This window comes from Mesorhizobium helmanticense, assembly GCF_003034915.1.
GTDB classification, from domain to species: domain Bacteria; phylum Pseudomonadota; class Alphaproteobacteria; order Rhizobiales; family Rhizobiaceae; genus Mesorhizobium; species Mesorhizobium helmanticense.
Genome location: NZ_PZJX01000029.1, coordinates 213,823 through 231,316 on the forward strand (window position 1 = coordinate 213,823; position 17,494 = coordinate 231,316).

19 protein-coding genes and 1 tRNA gene are annotated in these 17,494 nt (G+C 63.6%); 14 read left to right on the forward strand and 6 right to left on the reverse strand.

What is annotated here, in order from left to right:
* Window position 1: 1 nt before the first annotated feature.
* The 8 genes from cbiE to C9427_RS17475 all read left to right on the forward strand — a co-directional run bounded on the left by cbiE (window position 2) and on the right by C9427_RS17475 (window position 7,583).
* Complete coding sequence (gene cbiE, locus C9427_RS17440) at window positions 2–1,243, forward strand: precorrin-6y C5,15-methyltransferase (decarboxylating) subunit CbiE (RefSeq protein ID WP_107650364.1); 1,242 nt, start codon at window positions 2–4, stop codon at window positions 1,241–1,243.
* A complete protein-coding gene (locus C9427_RS17445; protein ID WP_107650422.1) occupies window positions 1,240–1,626 on the forward strand; it encodes a cobalamin biosynthesis protein in 387 nt (128 codons plus the stop codon). The genes cbiE and C9427_RS17445 overlap by 4 nt, the downstream gene beginning before the upstream one ends.
* Window positions 1,623–2,387 carry a precorrin-4 C(11)-methyltransferase gene (gene cobM / locus C9427_RS17450; RefSeq protein WP_107650365.1) on the forward strand — a complete coding sequence of 255 codons (765 nt, stop codon included), beginning with the start codon at window positions 1,623–1,625 and terminating at the stop codon, window positions 2,385–2,387. The genes C9427_RS17445 and cobM overlap by 4 nt, the downstream gene beginning before the upstream one ends.
* Window positions 2,384–3,193, forward strand: a complete 810-nt coding sequence (gene cobA / locus C9427_RS17455) for a uroporphyrinogen-III C-methyltransferase (protein ID WP_107650366.1) — start codon at window positions 2,384–2,386, stop codon at window positions 3,191–3,193. Before cobM ends, cobA begins: the two co-directional genes overlap by 4 nt.
* Entirely contained in the window at window positions 3,190–4,503 is a 1,314-nt protein-coding gene (locus tag C9427_RS17460) for a cobyrinic acid a,c-diamide synthase CobB (RefSeq protein WP_107650367.1), read from the forward strand. The genes cobA and C9427_RS17460 overlap by 4 nt, the downstream gene beginning before the upstream one ends.
* Window positions 4,500–5,267, forward strand: a complete 768-nt coding sequence (gene cobS / locus C9427_RS17465; RefSeq protein ID WP_107650368.1) for an adenosylcobinamide-GDP ribazoletransferase — start codon at window positions 4,500–4,502, stop codon at window positions 5,265–5,267. The genes C9427_RS17460 and cobS overlap by 4 nt, the downstream gene beginning before the upstream one ends.
* A gap of 24 nt (window positions 5,268–5,291) precedes the next feature.
* Window positions 5,292–6,302, forward strand: coding sequence for a nicotinate-nucleotide--dimethylbenzimidazole phosphoribosyltransferase (cobT, locus tag C9427_RS17470; protein WP_107650369.1), 1,011 nt, complete (start codon window positions 5,292–5,294; stop codon window positions 6,300–6,302).
* Between the two features lie 114 nt (window positions 6,303–6,416).
* The gene (locus C9427_RS17475; protein WP_107650370.1) at window positions 6,417–7,583 is read left to right on the forward strand and encodes a TIR domain-containing protein; all 1,167 of its coding nucleotides are present in this window, start codon (window positions 6,417–6,419) and stop codon (window positions 7,581–7,583) included.
* Between the two features lie 94 nt (window positions 7,584–7,677).
* Here the strand turns inward: C9427_RS17475 and C9427_RS17480 are convergent.
* Both C9427_RS17480 and C9427_RS17485 read right to left on the reverse strand, forming a co-directional pair.
* A tRNA-Lys gene (locus C9427_RS17480) sits at window positions 7,678–7,753 on the reverse strand.
* A gap of 206 nt (window positions 7,754–7,959) precedes the next feature.
* On the reverse strand, window positions 7,960–8,868 hold the full coding sequence (locus C9427_RS17485; RefSeq protein WP_107650371.1) for a PhzF family phenazine biosynthesis protein: 909 nt from the start codon (window positions 8,866–8,868) through the stop codon (window positions 7,960–7,962).
* A gap of 112 nt (window positions 8,869–8,980) precedes the next feature.
* Between C9427_RS17485 and C9427_RS17490 the strand changes: the two genes are divergently transcribed.
* The 4 genes from C9427_RS17490 (at window position 8,981) to C9427_RS17505 (ending at window position 12,580) form a co-directional block, all read left to right on the forward strand.
* Complete coding sequence (locus C9427_RS17490) at window positions 8,981–10,276, forward strand: efflux RND transporter periplasmic adaptor subunit (RefSeq protein WP_107650372.1); 1,296 nt, start codon at window positions 8,981–8,983, stop codon at window positions 10,274–10,276.
* Window positions 10,277–10,280: 4 nt separating this feature from the next.
* Window positions 10,281–10,988 (forward strand): ABC transporter ATP-binding protein, encoded by a 708-nt coding sequence (locus C9427_RS17495; RefSeq protein ID WP_107650373.1) that lies wholly within the window; start codon window positions 10,281–10,283, stop codon window positions 10,986–10,988.
* 3 nt (window positions 10,989–10,991) lie between these two features.
* The gene (locus C9427_RS17500) at window positions 10,992–12,209 is read left to right on the forward strand and encodes an ABC transporter permease (protein WP_107650374.1); all 1,218 of its coding nucleotides are present in this window, start codon (window positions 10,992–10,994) and stop codon (window positions 12,207–12,209) included.
* 128 nt (window positions 12,210–12,337) lie between these two features.
* The gene (locus C9427_RS17505; protein WP_107650375.1) at window positions 12,338–12,580 is read left to right on the forward strand and encodes a hypothetical protein; all 243 of its coding nucleotides are present in this window, start codon (window positions 12,338–12,340) and stop codon (window positions 12,578–12,580) included.
* On the opposite strand, the gene C9427_RS17510 is transcribed toward C9427_RS17505, so the two are convergent.
* Together C9427_RS17510 and C9427_RS17515 are read right to left on the reverse strand one after the other, a co-directional pair.
* A complete protein-coding gene (locus C9427_RS17510) occupies window positions 12,577–13,293 on the reverse strand; it encodes a hypothetical protein (protein WP_107650376.1) in 717 nt (238 codons plus the stop codon). The genes C9427_RS17505 and C9427_RS17510 overlap by 4 nt on opposite strands.
* A gap of 2 nt (window positions 13,294–13,295) precedes the next feature.
* On the reverse strand, window positions 13,296–14,408 hold the full coding sequence (locus C9427_RS17515; protein ID WP_107650423.1) for an endonuclease/exonuclease/phosphatase family protein: 1,113 nt from the start codon (window positions 14,406–14,408) through the stop codon (window positions 13,296–13,298).
* A 199-nt stretch (window positions 14,409–14,607) separates the two neighbouring features.
* On the opposite strand from C9427_RS17515, the gene C9427_RS17520 reads away from it, so the two are divergent.
* Both C9427_RS17520 and C9427_RS17525 read left to right on the forward strand, forming a co-directional pair.
* Window positions 14,608–15,174 (forward strand): BA14K family protein, encoded by a 567-nt coding sequence (locus C9427_RS17520; protein WP_107650377.1) that lies wholly within the window; start codon window positions 14,608–14,610, stop codon window positions 15,172–15,174.
* A gap of 207 nt (window positions 15,175–15,381) precedes the next feature.
* Window positions 15,382–15,666 carry a PilZ domain-containing protein gene (locus C9427_RS17525; protein WP_107650378.1) on the forward strand — a complete coding sequence of 95 codons (285 nt, stop codon included), beginning with the start codon at window positions 15,382–15,384 and terminating at the stop codon, window positions 15,664–15,666.
* 60 nt (window positions 15,667–15,726) lie between these two features.
* Here the strand turns inward: C9427_RS17525 and ilvC are convergent, their stop codons facing one another.
* Together ilvC and C9427_RS17535 are read right to left on the reverse strand one after the other, a co-directional pair.
* Window positions 15,727–16,746, reverse strand: a complete 1,020-nt coding sequence (gene ilvC / locus C9427_RS17530) for a ketol-acid reductoisomerase (protein ID WP_107650379.1) — start codon at window positions 16,744–16,746, stop codon at window positions 15,727–15,729.
* 24 nt (window positions 16,747–16,770) lie between these two features.
* Window positions 16,771–17,421, reverse strand: a complete 651-nt coding sequence (locus tag C9427_RS17535; RefSeq protein ID WP_425351657.1) for a TetR/AcrR family transcriptional regulator — start codon at window positions 17,419–17,421, stop codon at window positions 16,771–16,773.
* Window positions 17,422–17,494: the final 73 nt, after the last annotated feature.

Below are 17,494 nucleotides of genomic sequence, written 5' to 3' on the forward strand. Positions count from 1 at the left end.
CATGCCTGCTGAGGGTCCGCGCGGCGCCAAGCTCAACTCAAGATGGCTAACCATCGTCGGCATCGGCGAGGACGGTGTAGCGGGTCTCGGCGACGAGGCCAAGCAACTGGTTGCTGAGGCGGAAGTCATCTTCGGCGGCAAGCGCCACCTTGCGCTGATGGCGTCGCTGATCACAGGCGAAGCCCGCGCCTGGCCGACGCCCTTCGATCCTGACATGCGCGACGTGCTGGCGCTCGCCGGCAGGCGTGTCTGCGTGCTCGCTTCCGGCGATCCGTTCTTCCATGGCGTCGGTGCCCCCCTCGCCCGCAAGGTCAAGCTCCGGGAGATGCATGTCATCCCGGCACCGTCGGCCATTTCGCTGGCGGCCGCCCGCCTCGGCTGGGCCTTGCCAGACATCGAGACCATCTCGCTGCACGGCCGCCCACTCGACCTGATCCGGCCACTGCTACATCCTGGCATTCGCATTCTTGCCCTCACCTCGGACGGCGACGCGCCGGTGGCGATTGCGCGGCTGTTGACCGAACTTGACTTCGGCACGTCAAGGCTGACGGTTCTGGAGGCGCTCGGCGGCCCGAATGAAAAACTGCGGAGCGCTCGGGCCAACGCCTTCGATCTCGAAAACATCAACCCGCTCAACGTGCTGGCGATTGAAGTTGGTTCGACTGCGGATGCACGAATCCTGCCGCTGACATCGGGCCTGGCCGACCACTTGTTCGAGCATGACGGCCAGATCACCAAGCGCGAGATCCGCGCCATCACCTTGTCGGCACTTGCGCCAAGGCGCGGAGAATTGCTGTGGGACATCGGCGCTGGCTCCGGCTCGATCGGCATCGAATGGATGCTGGCGCACCCGTCCTTGCGCGCCATCGCCATCGAGGCCGAGCCGACCCGCGCCGCCCGCATCGGCCGCAACGCCTCCGCCTGCGGCGTTCCCGGCCTCGTTGTCGTCGAAGGTGCGGCGCCCAGGGCACTGGCCAAGCTTGACCAGCCGGACGCGATCTTCATCGGCGGTGGTGGCAGCGATGCCGGTGTGCTGAGTGCGGCCATCAAGGCCCTGCCCTCCGGCGGCCGATTGGTCGCCAATGCCGTGACGCTGGAGATGGAAGCCCTGCTTCTCGCCCAGAACACCAAGCTCGGCGGCGATCTCACCCGCATCGCCATATCGCGCGCCTCGCCCGTCGGCGCAATGCAGGCTTGGCGCCCGGCCATGCCGGTCACCCAATGGAGCTGGGTGAAGCCATGATGGTCGCGGGCATCGGCAGCCGGAAAGGTGTCAGTGCAGGCGAAGTGCTTGCCGCGGTGGAAACGGCGCTGGAAGCACATGGGCTGACGATGACCGCGTTGTCTGCTCTGGCGACCGCTTCTCTCAAGCAGGACGAAAAGGCAATCTTGTCCGCCGGACGCGAACTCGCCCTCCCGGTCGTCATTGTCGAGGACGAAGCGCTCAGGGCCGCGTCATCGCGCACGATCAGCCGCTCCAATCTGTCTCAGGCACATGCCGGCACGCCATCGGTTTCGGAAGCCTCAGCCCTCGCCGCCGCGGGCGCCGGCGCGAAACTGCTTGGGCCGCGCACCGTGCTCGGCCCGGTCACCTGCGCCATCGCGATCGGCGGAGATGCGCCATGACCGTCCATTTCATCGGCGCGGGTCCGGGCGCCGCCGACCTCATCACCTTGCGCGGCGCCAAGCTGCTGGCAAGCTGCCCGGTCTGCCTCTATGCCGGCTCGATCGTCGCGCCGGAGCTGTTGCAGCACTGCGCACCGGGGACAAAACTGATTGACACCGCGCCGATGTCGCTCGACGAGATCGAAGCGGAATATCTCGCCGCCCACAAAGACGGCCACGATGTCGCCCGCCTGCACTCCGGCGACCTGTCGGTCTGGAGCGCGGTGGCCGAGCAGATCCGCCGGCTGGAGAAGCACGCTATTCCCTATACGCTGACGCCAGGCGTTCCCTCCTTCGCCGCCGCGGCCGCAGCGCTGCGCCGCGAGCTGACCATTCCCGAAGTCGCACAGAGCCTGGTGCTGACCCGCGTCTCCGGCCGCGCCTCTAAGATGCCGCCCGGCGAGACGCTGGCCGGCTTTGGCCGCACCGGCGCCACGCTCGCCATCCATCTTGCCATCCACGCCATCGACCGTGTCGTCGCCGAGCTGACGCCCTTCTACGGCGCCGATTGCCCGGTGGCGGTCGTCTTCCGCGCCTCCTGGCCGGACGAGCGCGTGCTGACCGGCACGTTGGCGACGATCGAGGCCCAGTTGGCCGCCGATCCGATGGAGCGCACGGCGATCATCTTTGTCGGGGCTTCGCTGGCGGCAGAAGACTTCGGCGAGAGTTCACTTTACGACGCCCACTACCAGCGGCGTTTTCGCGGACGGGACGGATTGTGAGCGGCAGCACCAGGGAAAATAGCCGGCTCGAACAGGCGCTCGCGCGGCTGAACTTCAAGCCGCGCAATTTGGAGCCGGGCCATGTCTGGCTGGCAGGCGCCGGCCCCAGCGATCCCGGCTGCCTGACGCTGGAAGTGCTGGCGGCGTTGGCTGAAGCGGATGCTCTCGTCTACGACGCACTGGTCTCCCCCGATATCGTTGCCGTCGCCGCGGGCGCCGAGCTGTTCTATGCCGGGAAGCGCGGCGGCCAGCCGTCGATGAAGCAGGACGACATCACGGCGCTGCTGGTGCGGCTGGCGCGCGAGGGCCGCCGTGTCGTCAGGCTGAAAGGCGGCGATCCCTATATTTTCGGCCGTGGCGGCGAAGAGGCGCTGGCGCTGGCGAGCGAAAATATCCCGTTCCGCGTCCTGCCCGGCCTGACCTCGGGCCTGAGCGCGCTTGCGGCTACCGGTATCCCGGCCACCATGCGCGGCATCAACAAAGCCGTCATCCTGGCGACTGGCCATGCCGCCGGCACCGATGACGATCTCGACTGGACGGCGATCGCCCGCACCGGTCAGCCGGTCGTCGTCTATATGGGCATGGCCAATCTGCCTGTTATCGCAGCCTCCTTGCTCGAAGGAGGTCTGGCGCCGTCGACGCCCGCCGCGGTGATCATCGCCGCGACAACGCCGCAGGAGCGCATCGTCGTCGCCACGCTCGCCACCATTGCCGAAGCAGCGGCGGCAGCCGGGCTCGCCTCGCCGGCGCTGATCGTCGTCGGCGGCATCGTCGCCATGCGCGCGGCACTGGCGGGCGAAGAATGACCCGCGCCATCATCATCGGCGCGCCGCGCTCCGGCTCGGGCAAGACCAGCGTCACCATCGGCATCTTGCGCGCGCTCGCCCGGCGCGGCCTGAAAGTGCGTGGCGCCAAGTCCGGTCCCGACTATATCGACCCCGGTTTTCACACCGCCGCCACAGGTCTGTCCGGCGTCAACCTGGATAGCTGGGCGATGTCGCCTGCCTTGCTCAATGCGCTGGCAGGCAACGCCACCGAGGATGCCGACTTCATCTTCCTCGAAAGCGCCATGGGCCTGTTCGACGGCATTCCCGCTGCGCCAGGCCGATCCGGCTCGGCCGCCGACCTCGCCCGGCTCTACGGCCTGCCGGTGCTGCTGGTGCTCGATGTCTCCGGCCAGTCGACCACGGCGGCAGCCGTCGCCAAGGGTTTTTCCACCTATGATCCCGACGTGCGCATGGCTGGCGTCGTGCTCAACCGGCTGGGCAGCGAACGCCACCGCCGGCTCTGCGGCGAAGCCATCGAGGCAATCGGCCTGCCGGTGGTCGGCGCCATCCTGCGCGATCCCTCGCTCAACCTGCCGGAACGCCATCTCGGCCTCGTCCAGGCCGGCGAATATGAGAACCTGATGGCCCATCTCGACCGTCTTGCCGACATGGTCGAAAAGTCGCTTGATCTCGACGCCATCATGGCGCTGGCAGCGCCATTCACGCCGGCACCGGGCGATTTCAGCGATGCATTGCCACCGCCCGGCCATCGCATCGCACTGGCGCAGGACGCCGCCTTTACGTTTCTCTACCCGCATGTCGCCGCGCATTGGCGCAAGGCCGGTGCGGAAATCGTCCCGTTCTCGCCGCTCGCCGACCAGGGGCCGGCCCAAGATTGCGACGTCTGCTGGCTGCCCGGCGGTTATCCCGAGCTTCATGCCGGTCGCCTCGCCAGCGCCGCGAACTTCCGGACCGGCATGGCAAAGTTTGCTGAGACGCGGCCGATCCATGGCGAGTGCGGCGGCTTCATGGTGCTGGGCGAAGCGCTGGAAGATGCCGAGGGCGAGACACACAAAATGCTCGGCCTGCTCGGCCACTCGACCAGCTTCGCCAAACGCAAGATGAATCTCGGCTATCGCCAGGCAAAATTGCACGCCGATTGCCCGCTGGGCGCGGAGGGCACGCTGATCCGCGGCCATGAATTCCACTATGCGCAGATGACGGCCACCGGCAACGATGAGCCACTGGCCGACCTCGCCGACGGCCAGGGCAATCCGCTCGGCGCCTCGGGCTACCAGCGTGGCAATGTCAGCGGGACGTTCTTCCATGCCATTGCGAGGGGTGCATGACCGCAGTGCCCTCACCCCGACAGGCGTTCGACGACATCGCGCTCTGCCTGGTCTTCTTCACCCGGCTGCCGCTGCCGGTTTTCGACTTCCGCGACCGCAGCCTGGCCAGCGCGATCTGGGCGGCCCCGGTGGCCGGTCTCGCCGTCGCCTTGATTGGCGCAGTGGTCTACGCCGTCGGAACAAGGCTCGGTCTTGCCGCCGGCCCCACTGCAGCCCTGGCCCTTGCCTCCACCCTGCTCGCCACCGGCTGCCTGCATGAGGACGGGCTTTCGGATGTCGCCGACGGTTTTGGCGGCGGCAAGACGCGTGAGAAAAAACTGGAGATCATGCGCGACAGCCGCATCGGCGCCTATGGCGCTTGCGCACTCGGCCTTTCCCTGCTGCTCCGCTGGAGCGTGCTCTCGGAATTCGCCACGTCAGCGCAAGTCCTGTTCGCTCTCGTTGCAGCCCATGCCGGCTCGCGTGGCCTGCTCGGCGCCTTCATGTATCTGTTGCCGCCAGCCCGCGACGACGGCCTTTCGGCCGGCGCGGGCTCCGTCTCGGCCGAAACGGCTGTTCTCGGCGCCGTACTTGGCGCGCTCGCGCTGCTGGCGCTTGGTATCGGTGGCGCGGTTGCAGCAATTATCCTGCTTAGCCTCCTGTTCACCGCCTTCCGCGCGCTCTGCCTCAACCAGATCGGCGGCCAGACCGGCGATACCGTTGGCGCGCTGCAGCAACTCGGCGAGATCGCCATCCTGCTCGTCGCTTCCGTTTCCCTATCCTGACTCTCTTTCGGAGAAATCTTTCCCATGCCCTTCAAATCGCTTGATGAACTGCGCGCGGCTTGCCTCGACCTTCCTGCCGGCAGCGATACCGCGGCGGCAGCCGTGGCCCGCCGTCAAAACACGCTGACCAAGCCACAGGGCAGCCTCGGCCGGCTAGAGACCATAGCCGCCTGGCTGGCGCGCTGGCAGGGCCGCGACATGCCGAAGCTCGACCGCGTGAAAGTCTTCGTCTTTGCCGGCAACCATGGCGTCACCGCCCAGGGCGTGTCGGCCTTCCCGTCGGAGGTCACCGTGCAGATGGTGGCGAATTTCGCCGGCGGGGGTGCTGCCATCAACCAGCTTGCTCGCATCGCCGGAGCCGAGCTCGATGTCATCCCGCTCGACCTCGACCACCCGACCGGCGACTTCACGCAACAGCCGGCAATGGACGAGAAAGCCTTCCTAGCCGCCGTCTCGGCCGGCTACGGCGCGGTGACCGGGGATATCGACCTCGTCTGCTTCGGCGAAATGGGCATCGGCAACACCACGCCGGCGGCGGCCCTTTCGACCGCCCTGTTCGGCGGCCGCGCGGAAAAATGGACTGGGCGCGGCACCGGCGTCGACGATGCCGGCCTGAAGCGCAAGGTCACCGCCATCGAGGCCGGCCTCAAGCGCCACGCCGACGCGCTTGCCGACCCGCTGAAGGTTGCAGCTGCGCTTGGTGGCCGCGAACTTGCCGCCATCTTCGGCGCGACGCTGGCCGCGCGCCACAACAATGTGCCTGTGCTGCTCGACGGCTTCGTCTGCACTGCCGCCGCCGCTCCCCTGGCCAGGCTGCACCCGGCTGGCCTCGCCCACACCATCGCTGCCCATGTCTCGGCCGAATCCGGCCATCGCCGGTTGCTGGAGGCGCTCGGCCTGCCGCCGCTGCTCGATCTCGGCATGCGGCTCGGCGAAGGCTCCGGCGCCTGCCTCGCCGTCAACATCGTCCGCTCGGCGCTGGAATGCCACGCCCGCATGGCAAGCTTTGCCGAGGCTGGGGTTTCGGAGAAGTAGCTGCGAGACTTTACCGCACTGGGGGCGTACCAAGCTTCGCAGGGTCTCAGGTCGTCTCCTAGATTTGGGCGACGGAGAAATCTATAGTGGAGTGCGGAGCGGGAGAAGTTACCGGTGGAAAGCGACTTTCAAGTTTTCATAAGCTACGCCAGGCCGGACCGCGAGGCGGCGGGAGAATTGTACGACTGGCTAAAGCAAAATGGCTTTGACAGCTGGATTGACTTCAAGAAAGTTAAAGGTGGGCAAAATTGGGATTTTGAAATTAAACGAGCTCTGGATAGGTCAGCTGTTATCGTCATTCTTTGGTCAAAAAATTCGCGCGACCGTCGGGGTTATATCCAAAGGGAGCTGAAACTCTCTTTGGAAAAATACCAAGAAAAGCTGATTGACGATATTTTTATAATACCCGTTCTTCTTGATGATAGCCCCATCCCCGACCAACTAAAGAGTATTCAAGCTCTGTTCGCCAGCGAATCTGACTTTAAAGAAGCATTGTCTGATGCGATATCGCATCAGATTGAGCGGCTGGGCGGCGAGCGTGAGCGCGTCCAATTAGATCAGGAAATCACTTGGCACTCCTCTTGGATTAAGGAAGAGTGGGAAGGAACCCCCGGATACACGATTGAACTTCAAATATTAGATTTTTCCTCCACAACAATTCCAAATATAGCCCAGATAGGTCAACACGTTAGGGGTGTGTTAATCGAATATTTATTTTCGAATCGTCGAAATAAATTCGATCAAGGGTCAGAATTTTACAACTATGCACAGGATAAGTGGGCTCGTACGAACACGTTCGATGCCCGCTGTGGCGCCCCGGTGTTTTGCAACAAGGTGGTGACCCTCCTCTACGCGACTAATTGGTACGGTGCCGGAGCTGCGCACGGTACGCACGGCCATAGAACTTTTGCATTTTTGCTTGAACCACTCATCAAGATCGAATCGCTTGAAAGCACATTCCTAGAGCCAGACCTCGCGTTTCCAATTCTGCAAAAGGAAATCCGTGAACGGCTGGTAAAATACAATCCAGGGGGAGACGAGGAGTCAGAACCCGGCGCCATAATCGGACTTGAAGAAGAGTGGGTAAACAGAGGTACTGAGAAGTGGTCGGATTTTGGATCATTCGTTTTCAATGAGAATAGCCTCGATATCCACTTCTCGTCCTATCAGGTCGCTTACTTCGCGGCGGGCACACCTCACGTTTCGATTCCATACCCCTCAATCGCCAAATTGATGCGGGAAGAGTACGTCATCGCCCTCAATATCCAGAGATATGGCTAGGTGCCCTCTGTTACTAGGAGCCCTTTTGCGGATTTGACTCGCGAGGCTCGCGGCCTCGCTCTGTCTACAACATGTTGAAATATCAGCGGAAAAATGGTGGGTGCGCACAGGATTGAACTGTGGACCCGCTGATTAAGAGTCAGCTGCTCTACCAACTGAGCTACGCACCCACTCGACCGGTAAAACCGGCGTCGGCGGGCATATAGCCGCCGATACCAGTCATGTCCAGCCCTGCCGGAATCATTTCCCGACAAATCGCTCAGAGCATGATCCCGAAAAGTGGAATCCGGTTTTCGGGAAAGATCATGCTCATTCCGAAACTTGGAGCCCCATCCCCATTTATCGGGATGGAACAGGCTCCAAGTGCCGCACAGGGTCAGACGAACAGCCTGCCTTCCGCCACCTTCACGGCATGCCCCCCAATGCGCGCCGCCGCAAGTTTGCCGCCTTCGACATTGAGTTCGAGGCGGATACGCGACGGCCGGCCCATCTCCAGCCCTTGCTCGATCCACAGCTGCGATACGCCATCCGTCGGGCGGTCGAAATGCATGACAGCACCTGCGAAAGCGGCGGCCGCCGAACCGGTCGCCGGATCCTCATAGGAGGGACTGCCCGGCACGATCATGCGCACATGGAAGGCGCTGTCGTGGTTCACCGTCTCTCGGCAATAGACATAGGGGCTGGCGAAGGCCCATTCACTCTTGCGCGGCGCCAGTTCCGACCAGGCCTGGTAATCGAGCCTTATCCGACCTGCCGCCTCCAGGTCGGCGACGGGTATGGTCACGTAGGGCACGCCCGCCGACCAGAACGAGACCCGATGATTCTCGAAGCCGATTTCGTGCGGCGTGAGGCCAAGGGCAGCGCCGATCGCTTCCGGGTCGGCGGACAATTCCAGTGGCTCCGGCAGTTTGGCCAGGTCGAACTCGGCGAAGGTGGCGCCATCATGCTTGCTGACGGCGCAGCGCACCGGGCCGATGTTCTCCTCCAGCACGAAGATGCCGGCCCCGCCCTCGCCCGCCTGCTCGGCGAGCGCGATCGCCGAGCCCACCGTTGGATGGCCAGCGAAAGGCATTTCATAGTCGGGCGTGAAGATGCGGATACGATTGCGGTGTTTGGGATTGTCGGGAGGCAGCACGAAGACGGTTTCGGAGAGATTGAACTCGCGCGCAATGGCCTGCATCCCGGCCGTGTCCAGCCCTTTGCTGTCGAGCACGACGGCCAGCGGATTGCCGGCCAGTTGCTCGGTCGTAAACACATCATAAAGCAAGTAATTGCGCGGCTGCATTTCAGAAAGTCCTCTGCCTCAATCCAAACATGAGCGAAATTTAATTTGATATTCGAACCGGTCAGCCTGATTTGTACACTCATAGGGACATCAGGCGTTATAGGGGTCCGGCGTGGACCAGATTGTCAATCTGCCAAAGACGGAATCGGATTCCGCCATCGAGACGGCGCTCGGCCTTGATCGCAAAGGGCTGCGCAAGACGCGTCGCCGTGGCTGGCTCTATGGCCTGCTGGCGCTGATCGTCATCGCCGCCGGCTTCGTCGGCTACCAATGGTATGCCGGGTCTCCCGTCAAGATCGACTACACGACGGTGCCGGCCGCTGTCGCCGACCTTACCGTCGCGGTTTCGGCCACCGGCACGTTGCAGCCCCTCACCCAGGTCGACATATCAAGCGAACTGTCCGGAGTCGTCCGCTCGGTTTCGGTCAATGAGAACCAGCAGGTGAAGAAGGGCGATGTGCTGGCCGCGCTCGACACCGCCAAGCTGGAAGTGCAGATCGAGCGCGCCGAGGCCTCCGCCAAGGCTGCGGCGGCGAGCGTCGAGGACGCCACGGTGACGCTCAACGAAAACGAAAAGGCGCTTGTCCGCGCCGCGGCGCTGACCAGGCGAGGCATGGCGACGGACCAGTCGCTTGAAGCGGCAACCGCGACACGCGACCGCTCCAGGGCGGCGCTCGACAGCGCCAAAGCCAATCTGGCCATCGCCAATGCCGACCTCAAGGCGCAGCAGACCGATCTTGCCAAGAGCACCATCTATGCGCCGATCGACGGCATCGTTCTGACGCGCTCGGTCGATCCCGGCCAGACCGTCGCCTCCTCGCTGCAGGCGCCGGTGCTGTTCGTCATCGCCGCCGACCTCAGGAACATGGAATTGAAGGCAGCGGTCGACGAGGCCGACATCGGCGCGGTCAGGCCAGGCCAGCATGCCCGTTTCACCGTCGACGCCTTCCCGGAACGGCCATTCGATGCCGAGATCCGCGACATCTCCTACGCCTCCGTGACCACCGACGGCGTCGTCACCTACGATGCGCGGCTCGAGGTCGACAACAACGAGCTGTTGTTGCGGCCCGGCATGACCGCCACCGTTTCGGTCGTCACCAGGCAGGCCAAGGGCGTGCTCACCGTGCCGGCCACCGCCTTCCGCTATCGGCCGCCAGCAGCATCCACCGCCCGCGCATGGAGCCTGAGGGACCTGTTCACCGGCCGCATAGGACGTCCGGGCGGCAATCGCCAGCGCCAGGCGACGACGACGCCCACCGACGGCTCGCGCACGCTCTACGTCCTGGAGAATGGGCGGCCGCGACCGGTCAGCGTCAAGACCGGTTCGACCGACGGCGAACTGACCGAGATCATTTCGGGCCTCGACGAAGGTGCCCAAATCATCACCGCCTCGCAGCAGCGGAGCTGAGGCTGTGGCGTCGGGCGCGACCCTCATCAGCTTCGACAAGGTCTGGAAGAGCTATGGCCAGGGCGAGGCCCGGATCCATGCGCTGGCCGGTGTCGATCTTGCTATCCGTCGTGGCGAGTTCGTCGCCATCATGGGTCCGTCCGGCTCCGGCAAGTCGACGGCCTTGAACATCATCGGCTGCCTCGATACGCCGACGGCGGGAACCTACAGTTTCGAGGGCATCGACGCCGGAAGGCTCGACCGCAACCGCCGCGCCATGCTGCGCAACCTCTATGTCGGCTTCGTCTTCCAGGGCTACAACCTCTTGCCGCGCACCACGGCGGCGGAAAATGTCGAATTGCCGCTGATCTATCGCGGCGTTGCTGCCCGTGAGCGCCGAAACCTCGCCATGCAGGCGCTGGCCGAGGTCGGCCTTGTCGGCCGCGAGCATCATACGCCGGCCGAACTGTCAGGCGGCCAGCAGCAGCGCGTGGCAATCGCGCGCGCCATCGTCACCCGGCCGACGCTGCTCGTCGCCGACGAACCAACCGGCAATCTCGATAGCGCCCGCACGCATGAGATCATGGAACTCTTGGCAAAGCTGAACACCGGGCTTGGCCTGACGATCGTGATGGTCACGCATGAGACCGACGTCGCCTCCTATGCCCAGCGCACGATCCGCTTCCTCGACGGCCGCGTCGCCTCGGATACCGCGAAGTTGGAAGTGGCCTAGACGATGATCTGGGAAACCGTCCGCCTTTCACTGACCTCCATCCGCCGCAACGTGCTGCGTTCGTTCCTGACGCTGCTCGGCATCGTCATCGGCGTCGCCGCCGTCATCGCCATGCTCACCATCGGCTCCGGCACCACCGAAAAGGTCAAGTCCGACATCGCCAAGCTCGGCAGCAATCTCCTCGTCATCCGTTCCGGCCGCCCGGCCGGCCCCGGCGGACCGGGAGGGCTCGACCAGGTGGTCCGACCGCTTGCCGAAAAGGATGTTGCCGCACTCGTCGCCCACCTGACCGGGGCCCGCGCCATTTCGCCGGCCTCGCAAAAGCAGGTGCGCGTCATCTTCGGCACCGAGAGCCTGACGTCGGGCGTCACCGGCACCGACAGCGCCTATCTCGATGCGCGCGACTGGAAGCTGGCGTCGGGCCGCCCGTTCAGCGATTCCGAAACCCGCTCGGGCACCGGTGTCTGCCTGATCGGCGAGACGGTGCGCCAGCAGTTCTTCGGCGCCGGCGACCCCGAGGGCGAGATCATCCGCGTCAACCGCACCTCCTGCAAGATCATCGGCCTGCTCGAACCCAAGGGCTATACCGGCTTCGGCCAGGACCAGGACAACGTCGTGCTGATGCCGCTGCATGCATACCAGCGCCGCATCGCCGGCAACCGCGATGTCGACAACATCTATGTCGCTGCCGACGACAGGACGCCGACAAGCGAACTGCTGCCGCGCGTCGAGGACATATTGCGCGACACACGCCGCATCACGCCTGATCGCGAGGACGATTTCTCGATCCGCGACATGACCCAGATTGCCGACGCCATGGCCAGCGCCACCACCACCATGACCGGGATGCTCGGCGCTGTTGCCGGCGTCAGCTTGCTGGTCGGCGGCATCGGCATCATGAACATCATGCTGGTCTCGGTTACCGAACGCACCCGCGAGATCGGCATCAGGCTGGCCATCGGCGCGCATGAGAAGCACATCCTGATCCAGTTCCTGGTCGAGGCGACGGTGCTGTCGCTGCTCGGCGGCATCATCGGCATCCTGATCGGCCTGGCGCTCGCCGGCCTCGCCTCGGTGACGCTGGCCATACCGTTCGCACCAAGCCCGGCGGTCATTCTGCTTGCCGTCGGGTTCTCGGCGCTGATTGGCATGGTGTTCGGTTTCTTCCCGGCGCTGCGCGGCGCAAGGCTCGATCCGATCGATGCGCTGAGGCATGAATAAAGGGCGTCACGCGACGTTTCAGCTATTTAAACTTTTTTTGGGGTTCTTTCGCCTCTTCCCTGTCGCCATTCAATCCGCGATGCTAGCATAATAGCAAGGGCTAATATGACCCGAGGGGGTGGGGAAGTATGAGCAAGAAAGAGCGCCTGATTCTGGCGGTGGTGATCGTTGAGGCCGCCTTGGCAGGCCTCTGGTGGTATCTGGCCAGCTATGGCATGGACAATCCCGATCGCGTCACCGCCGATTTCCAGCAGGTCATCGGGCAGACGATGGGAATGGCGATGGGAGCCTTGCTGGGTCTCGGCGTCATATTGTTCCTGGTAGCCGCCCGCAGCGATCGCAAGGCCATGGCAGGCAAAACGCGTCGTTAGTCCTTCCCGGCAAAATGCCACTCGATCAGTGGCTTCATGTGCCCCATCAGCCCTTCCGGCAGATCGGCGGCATGGCGGATGATCACCGGTCCCTCGATCTCCGGTTCGGCTTCGGCGGCAACGAAAGCTGAGATGCGCCGCGCGATCTCGTCGGCCGGCTCGACAATCCTATAACGGCGAAAGATCACCGTGCCGCTCGGCGTGGATAGTGCGTGGTAGCGCTGGCCGCGCGCGGCACCAGACAGATCGATCCCGGTCTCCTCGCCCACCTCGCGGACCATGTTGAAGTCGACGTCGACAAGTCCGTCACGAAAATCGACCGGCTCGAACGAGCCGGCTGCGAAATAGACCCGGCCGGCATTGACCGTGTGCGGCGCCATGCGGATCGCAACCAACGCGTTGTCGCCGGCGACCAGCACGGCATGGGCATAGGCGTGCTCGGCCCCAGCCACCTGCCGATTGCTGCGCCAAAGCATGAAGGTCGAGTAGCGCACCGCGTGGCAGCGGCCGACCAGACGACTGTCGCGGTAGCTGAGTGCTGAAAGCAGCACCACGGTGCCATCGAACAGTGCCGGATTGGCCGCGATTTCCCTGCTCCAATTCTCGGCGATCGCTTGGCGGTTGTCGCGCTCGAACGGATGCGGGCCGGGATCGAGCCTGACCTCGACAAAGTCGACCGGCAGGATAGTGTTGCGCGGCAGATCGAAGCTCACAGTCAGGCCATGTCCAGTGCGATCGCGACCGGACAATGGTCTGAGGCTTTCGGCCGGTCCCAGCCGGCGCGCGGAAAACGATCCACCTCCTGGCCGGCCGGAAATATCGTGCGCCAGGGCTGGCCGTTGCGGATGATGTCGGGGACGGCTGTCGCGTTCCTGGTTGCCAGCGCCTTCGACAGCAGGATGTAGTCGAGCTGGCAGAGATGCCGCTCTTCCGGCCCACGTGTGTGGTAGAAGGTCCAGCGATCCATTTCGGGCCGCCGCTCGACCGCGTTCTCACAAAAGCCGCCGGCGGTGAGCGTGTTGAGGCAGGACTGGCTCTCGTTGATCACCTCGAACCGATGGCCGTCGACGGCATCGCCGGTGATCTTCACACGCTGCCGATAATCGTTCATGTCGCCGCAGATCGCCCAGCGCTTGTCGGCGGCATGATCCCCGCCGAAACGCTCCTCGATGATGCGGCGCACCGCTTGCGCTTCGGCGATGCGCAGCGGCATCGTCGCCTCGCGGCCGTCGAGGCCGTTTCGAGGCGAGCCCATCGACTTGAAATGCACGAGATAGAGCGTCAGCGGCACGCCGCCCACCTTCAGGTCGATTTCCAGGCAGTCGCGCCGGAAGATGCGCCCATTGGCCTGGTTCCCCAGTGCGGCCAGTTCCGGCGTGAAGAGGCCGAATTGCTCGAACGTGACATAGGCATGGCTGGTCATGCGCACGAACTCGATCGGCTGGCCTTGCGCCGTCTCGTCGCGCATCATCACGGCAACGTCGATGCCGCGCGAATCATTGCCGGCGGTGGTGTATTTCTGCCGGTAGCCCTGCCCCACCATCTTGAACAGATAGCCATATTCGAAGGCCTTCAGCGCCTCGATGTTGTCGACCTCCTGCATGCAGATGATGTCGGCCCGGGTGGCGGCGATCGCCAGCGCCGTCAATTGCCGCGTATCGTCCGATTGCGCGATGGCGCGGGCCTGTTCCAGCATCCTGTATTCGGCCTCGCTCTGTATATCGAAAAGCGCCAGCGTGCGGTCTTCGTTGAGCTGGTTGCGGTATCCGGAAAAATCGAACCTGTTCATCAGGTTTTCGACATTGAATGTGGCGAGGCGCAGCGTCATGGCGACGAGCTTTGCCCGCAAGCGCGGGAGAAAACAAGATCGCAGGACCACCAGCGGAAATCTGTTGGTCCTGATGGCATTCCCGTCATGGTTGACGGAACCTTTTCCGTTCATCCTCCGTTCAGACGGCAAGTTCCATCAATGAGGTTCTTCCCCGGGGTATTCTGGGCGTGGGGCCTGAAATCTCATGGAGAGTGCAATGAACTCGCTCTTTTCTTCCACGGTGAAATCCGGGCTGATAGCCCTGGGTCTCATCTCCGGCATCACCGCGCCGTCCACCGCCGGCCCGATCATGCAGCCGGATTTCTCGGTGCCCGCCAGCACCGCGGCGCCGACGATCACGCCTGTCCGCGATGACTGGGCGGGTGGCAACGACCGGCGCTTCAACAATCAGTGGCAATGGCGTCGCCATGACGGCCGCCGTTTCTCAAGGTCGGGCAATTGGGACCGGGGTGACTGGAACCGCCGAAACTGGAATCGTGGGGATGATTGGCGTTGGCGCAATCATCGCCGCCATTACCGCGGCGGCTATTACGATGATGGCGCGGGCGCCGCGATTCTGGGCCTCGGCCTGGGGCTCGGCCTTGGCAGCATGTACAACAACTACAACTACTACGACGCGCCAGCACCGCGCCGCTATTATCGTGCAGGGTCCAGTGCTCACGTCCGGTGGTGCTACAATCGTTACCGCTCGTATCGCGCCTGGGACAACACGTTCCAGCCCTATGGCGGTCCCCGTCAGCAGTGCTGGTCGCCTTATAGCTGAGCCAGAGACCGGTGAATTCCCGAACGGCGCCGCACCTTGCGGCGCCGTTTTTCATTTGATTTTTCATCTTCCACACGCCGTCAGGCCGAGAAATAGCGACGCTGCCGCCAAAGATAACGCGATCTTTATCAGGCCGGCCAATTATCGTTCCGATCGCTCCGCCTGACATGCGACGATCGCCCAAGGAATGATTATCGGAATTGCGCGATGGCCGAAGACGAACACAGGGACAGACACAGGCAGCGCGTGCTGAAGGGCGCGACGATCCTGACTGGTGTGACCAATTCCGAGGTCACCTGCACGGTGCGCAACATGCATGCCGGCGGCGCGGAACTGAAAGTCTCACCCCATGCGCGTGTACCCGACCAATTCCTGCTCTATGTGCCGCACGACGGCATCGCCTACAAGGCAGTGGTCCGCTGGCGCCGCGAGGACCGCATCGGCGTGATGTTCACCGGAACCGAACCGAAGCCACATTGGCACTATGGCTGATATGATTAAGCCGGCGGAGCGAACCGCCGGCTTGTTCATGCACAATGATGAAATTGCGAATTAATTCTTGGCCTTGTCGACCAGCTTGTTCTTCGAGATCCATGGCATCATCGCGCGCAGCTTGGCGCCGACTTCCTCGATCTGGTGGCTGTCGTTCATGCGGCGGATGCCCTTGAAGCGCGACAGGCCGGCGCGGTATTCCTGCATCCATTCCGAGGTGAACTTGCCGGTCTGGATATCCTTCAACACGCGCTTCATTTCGGCCTTGGTGTCGGCGGTAATGATGCGTGGGCCCGAAACATATTCGCCCCATTCGGCGGTGTTCGAGATCGAATAGTTCATGTTGGCGATGCCGCCCTCATAGATCAGGTCGACGATCAGCTTGACCTCGTGCAGGCACTCGAAATAGGCCATCTCGGGCGCGTAGCCGGCTTCCACCAGCGTCTCGAAGCCGGCGCGGATCAGCTCGACCAGGCCGCCGCACAGCACCACCTGCTCGCCGAACAGGTCGGTCTCGCATTCCTCGCGGAAATTGGTCTCGATGATGCCCGAACGGCCGCCGCCAACGCCGCAGGCATAGGACAGAGCCAGATCGAGCGCATTGCCCGAAGCGTCCTGATTGACCGCGACAAGGCAAGGCACGCCGCCGCCCTTCTGGTATTCGCCGCGCACGGTGTGGCCGGGACCTTTCGGCGCGATCATGACGACGTCGACCGAGGCCTTCGGCTCGATGAGACCAAAATGCACGTTGAGGCCGTGGGCGAAGGCGATCGCCGCGCCGTCGCGGATATTCGGCGCGATCTCGTTTTTGTAGATGTCGGCCTGCAGCTCGTCCGGTGTCGCCATCATCATCAGGTCGGCCCATTTGGCGGCCTCGGCCACGCTCATCACCTTGAGCCCGTCGGCCTCGACCTTCTTGGCGGTCGCCGAGCCGGCCTTGAGGCCGATGGCGATGTCCTTGGCGCCGGAATCCTTCAGGTTGAGCGCATGCGCCCTGCCCTGGCTGCCATAGCCGATGATAGCAACCTTCTTGCCCTTGATCAGGTTGAGATCGGCATCGCGATCGTAATAGACACGCATTGTTCTTCCTTCCCGTTTTTGAATTCAGAGGCCTTGCGGCCCGGTTTTTGCTCCGTGAAGAGCGAGAAACTGCTGCGTCGCGCGGACGGCATCGCCGCCGATCGCCGCATCAGTCAATTCCAGCCGGTCGCCGAGCAGAAGGCGCATCTGCACATCGCGGGCGACCAGCCCGAAAAAGGTGCGGAACGCCGTTTCGGCGTCCGAAAAGTCGAGAAGCCCGGCTTGCCGGCCTGCTTCCAGCACCGGCTTCAGGCGCCTTGCCAGCGCGAAGCGGCCGTTCTCCAGTACGATGGCGCCGAGATCGTCCTTGCCGGAACCGGCATGGCCGACCGCCACCCGGTTCAGCGCGATCGACGTGTCGCTCGAAATCACCCTGAGCCAGTCGGAAGCGAAACGCTCCAGGCTGGCCGTCAGCGAGGCGAGGTCGAGCCCCTTGCCATCGACCGGCACCACCCGCACCTTGGAGGCTTGCCACTGCACCGTCGCGGTCAACAGCCCATCGCGGTCGCCGAACCATTTGTAGAGCGTTTCCTTGGAACAGCTTGCGCGGCGCGCCACTGCGGTCATGGTCAGGTTATCGCCCTCCTCCACCAGCAGGCGAAGGGCCGCCTCAAGCACGGCCTGCTGCCGCTCCGTCAGCGCTTCGCTGGTGTCGATGTCGGCGCTTGCCTGCAACAATTTCTTCTCACCTTGCGAAATCTTGCGTACCGTACGTTACGGTTCTGTACCTCTATGGCGTATTGCCCCA

Excerpts from the sequence above, each read along its gene's own strand:
- cbiE (WP_107650364.1), top strand. The coding sequence starts at position 2 with ATGCCTGCTGAGGGTCCGCGCGGCGCCAAGCTCAACTCAAGATGGCTA.
- C9427_RS17445 (WP_107650422.1), top strand. The coding sequence starts at position 1,240 with ATGATGGTCGCGGGCATCGGCAGCCGGAAAGGTGTCAGTGCAGGCGAA.
- cobM (WP_107650365.1), top strand. The coding sequence starts at position 1,623 with ATGACCGTCCATTTCATCGGCGCGGGTCCGGGCGCCGCCGACCTCATC.
- C9427_RS17460 (WP_107650367.1), top strand. The coding sequence starts at position 3,190 with ATGACCCGCGCCATCATCATCGGCGCGCCGCGCTCCGGCTCGGGCAAG.
- cobS (WP_107650368.1), top strand. The coding sequence starts at position 4,500 with ATGACCGCAGTGCCCTCACCCCGACAGGCGTTCGACGACATCGCGCTC.
- cobT (WP_107650369.1), top strand. The coding sequence starts at position 5,292 with ATGCCCTTCAAATCGCTTGATGAACTGCGCGCGGCTTGCCTCGACCTT.
- C9427_RS17485 (WP_107650371.1), bottom strand. The coding sequence starts at position 8,868 with ATGCAGCCGCGCAATTACTTGCTTTATGATGTGTTTACGACCGAGCAA.
- C9427_RS17500 (WP_107650374.1), top strand. The coding sequence starts at position 10,992 with ATGATCTGGGAAACCGTCCGCCTTTCACTGACCTCCATCCGCCGCAAC.
- C9427_RS17505 (WP_107650375.1), top strand. The coding sequence starts at position 12,338 with ATGAGCAAGAAAGAGCGCCTGATTCTGGCGGTGGTGATCGTTGAGGCC.
- C9427_RS17515 (WP_107650423.1), bottom strand. The coding sequence starts at position 14,408 with ATGACGCTGCGCCTCGCCACATTCAATGTCGAAAACCTGATGAACAGG.
- C9427_RS17520 (WP_107650377.1), top strand. The coding sequence starts at position 14,608 with ATGAACTCGCTCTTTTCTTCCACGGTGAAATCCGGGCTGATAGCCCTG.
- C9427_RS17525 (WP_107650378.1), top strand. The coding sequence starts at position 15,382 with ATGGCCGAAGACGAACACAGGGACAGACACAGGCAGCGCGTGCTGAAG.
- ilvC (WP_107650379.1), bottom strand. The coding sequence starts at position 16,746 with ATGCGTGTCTATTACGATCGCGATGCCGATCTCAACCTGATCAAGGGC.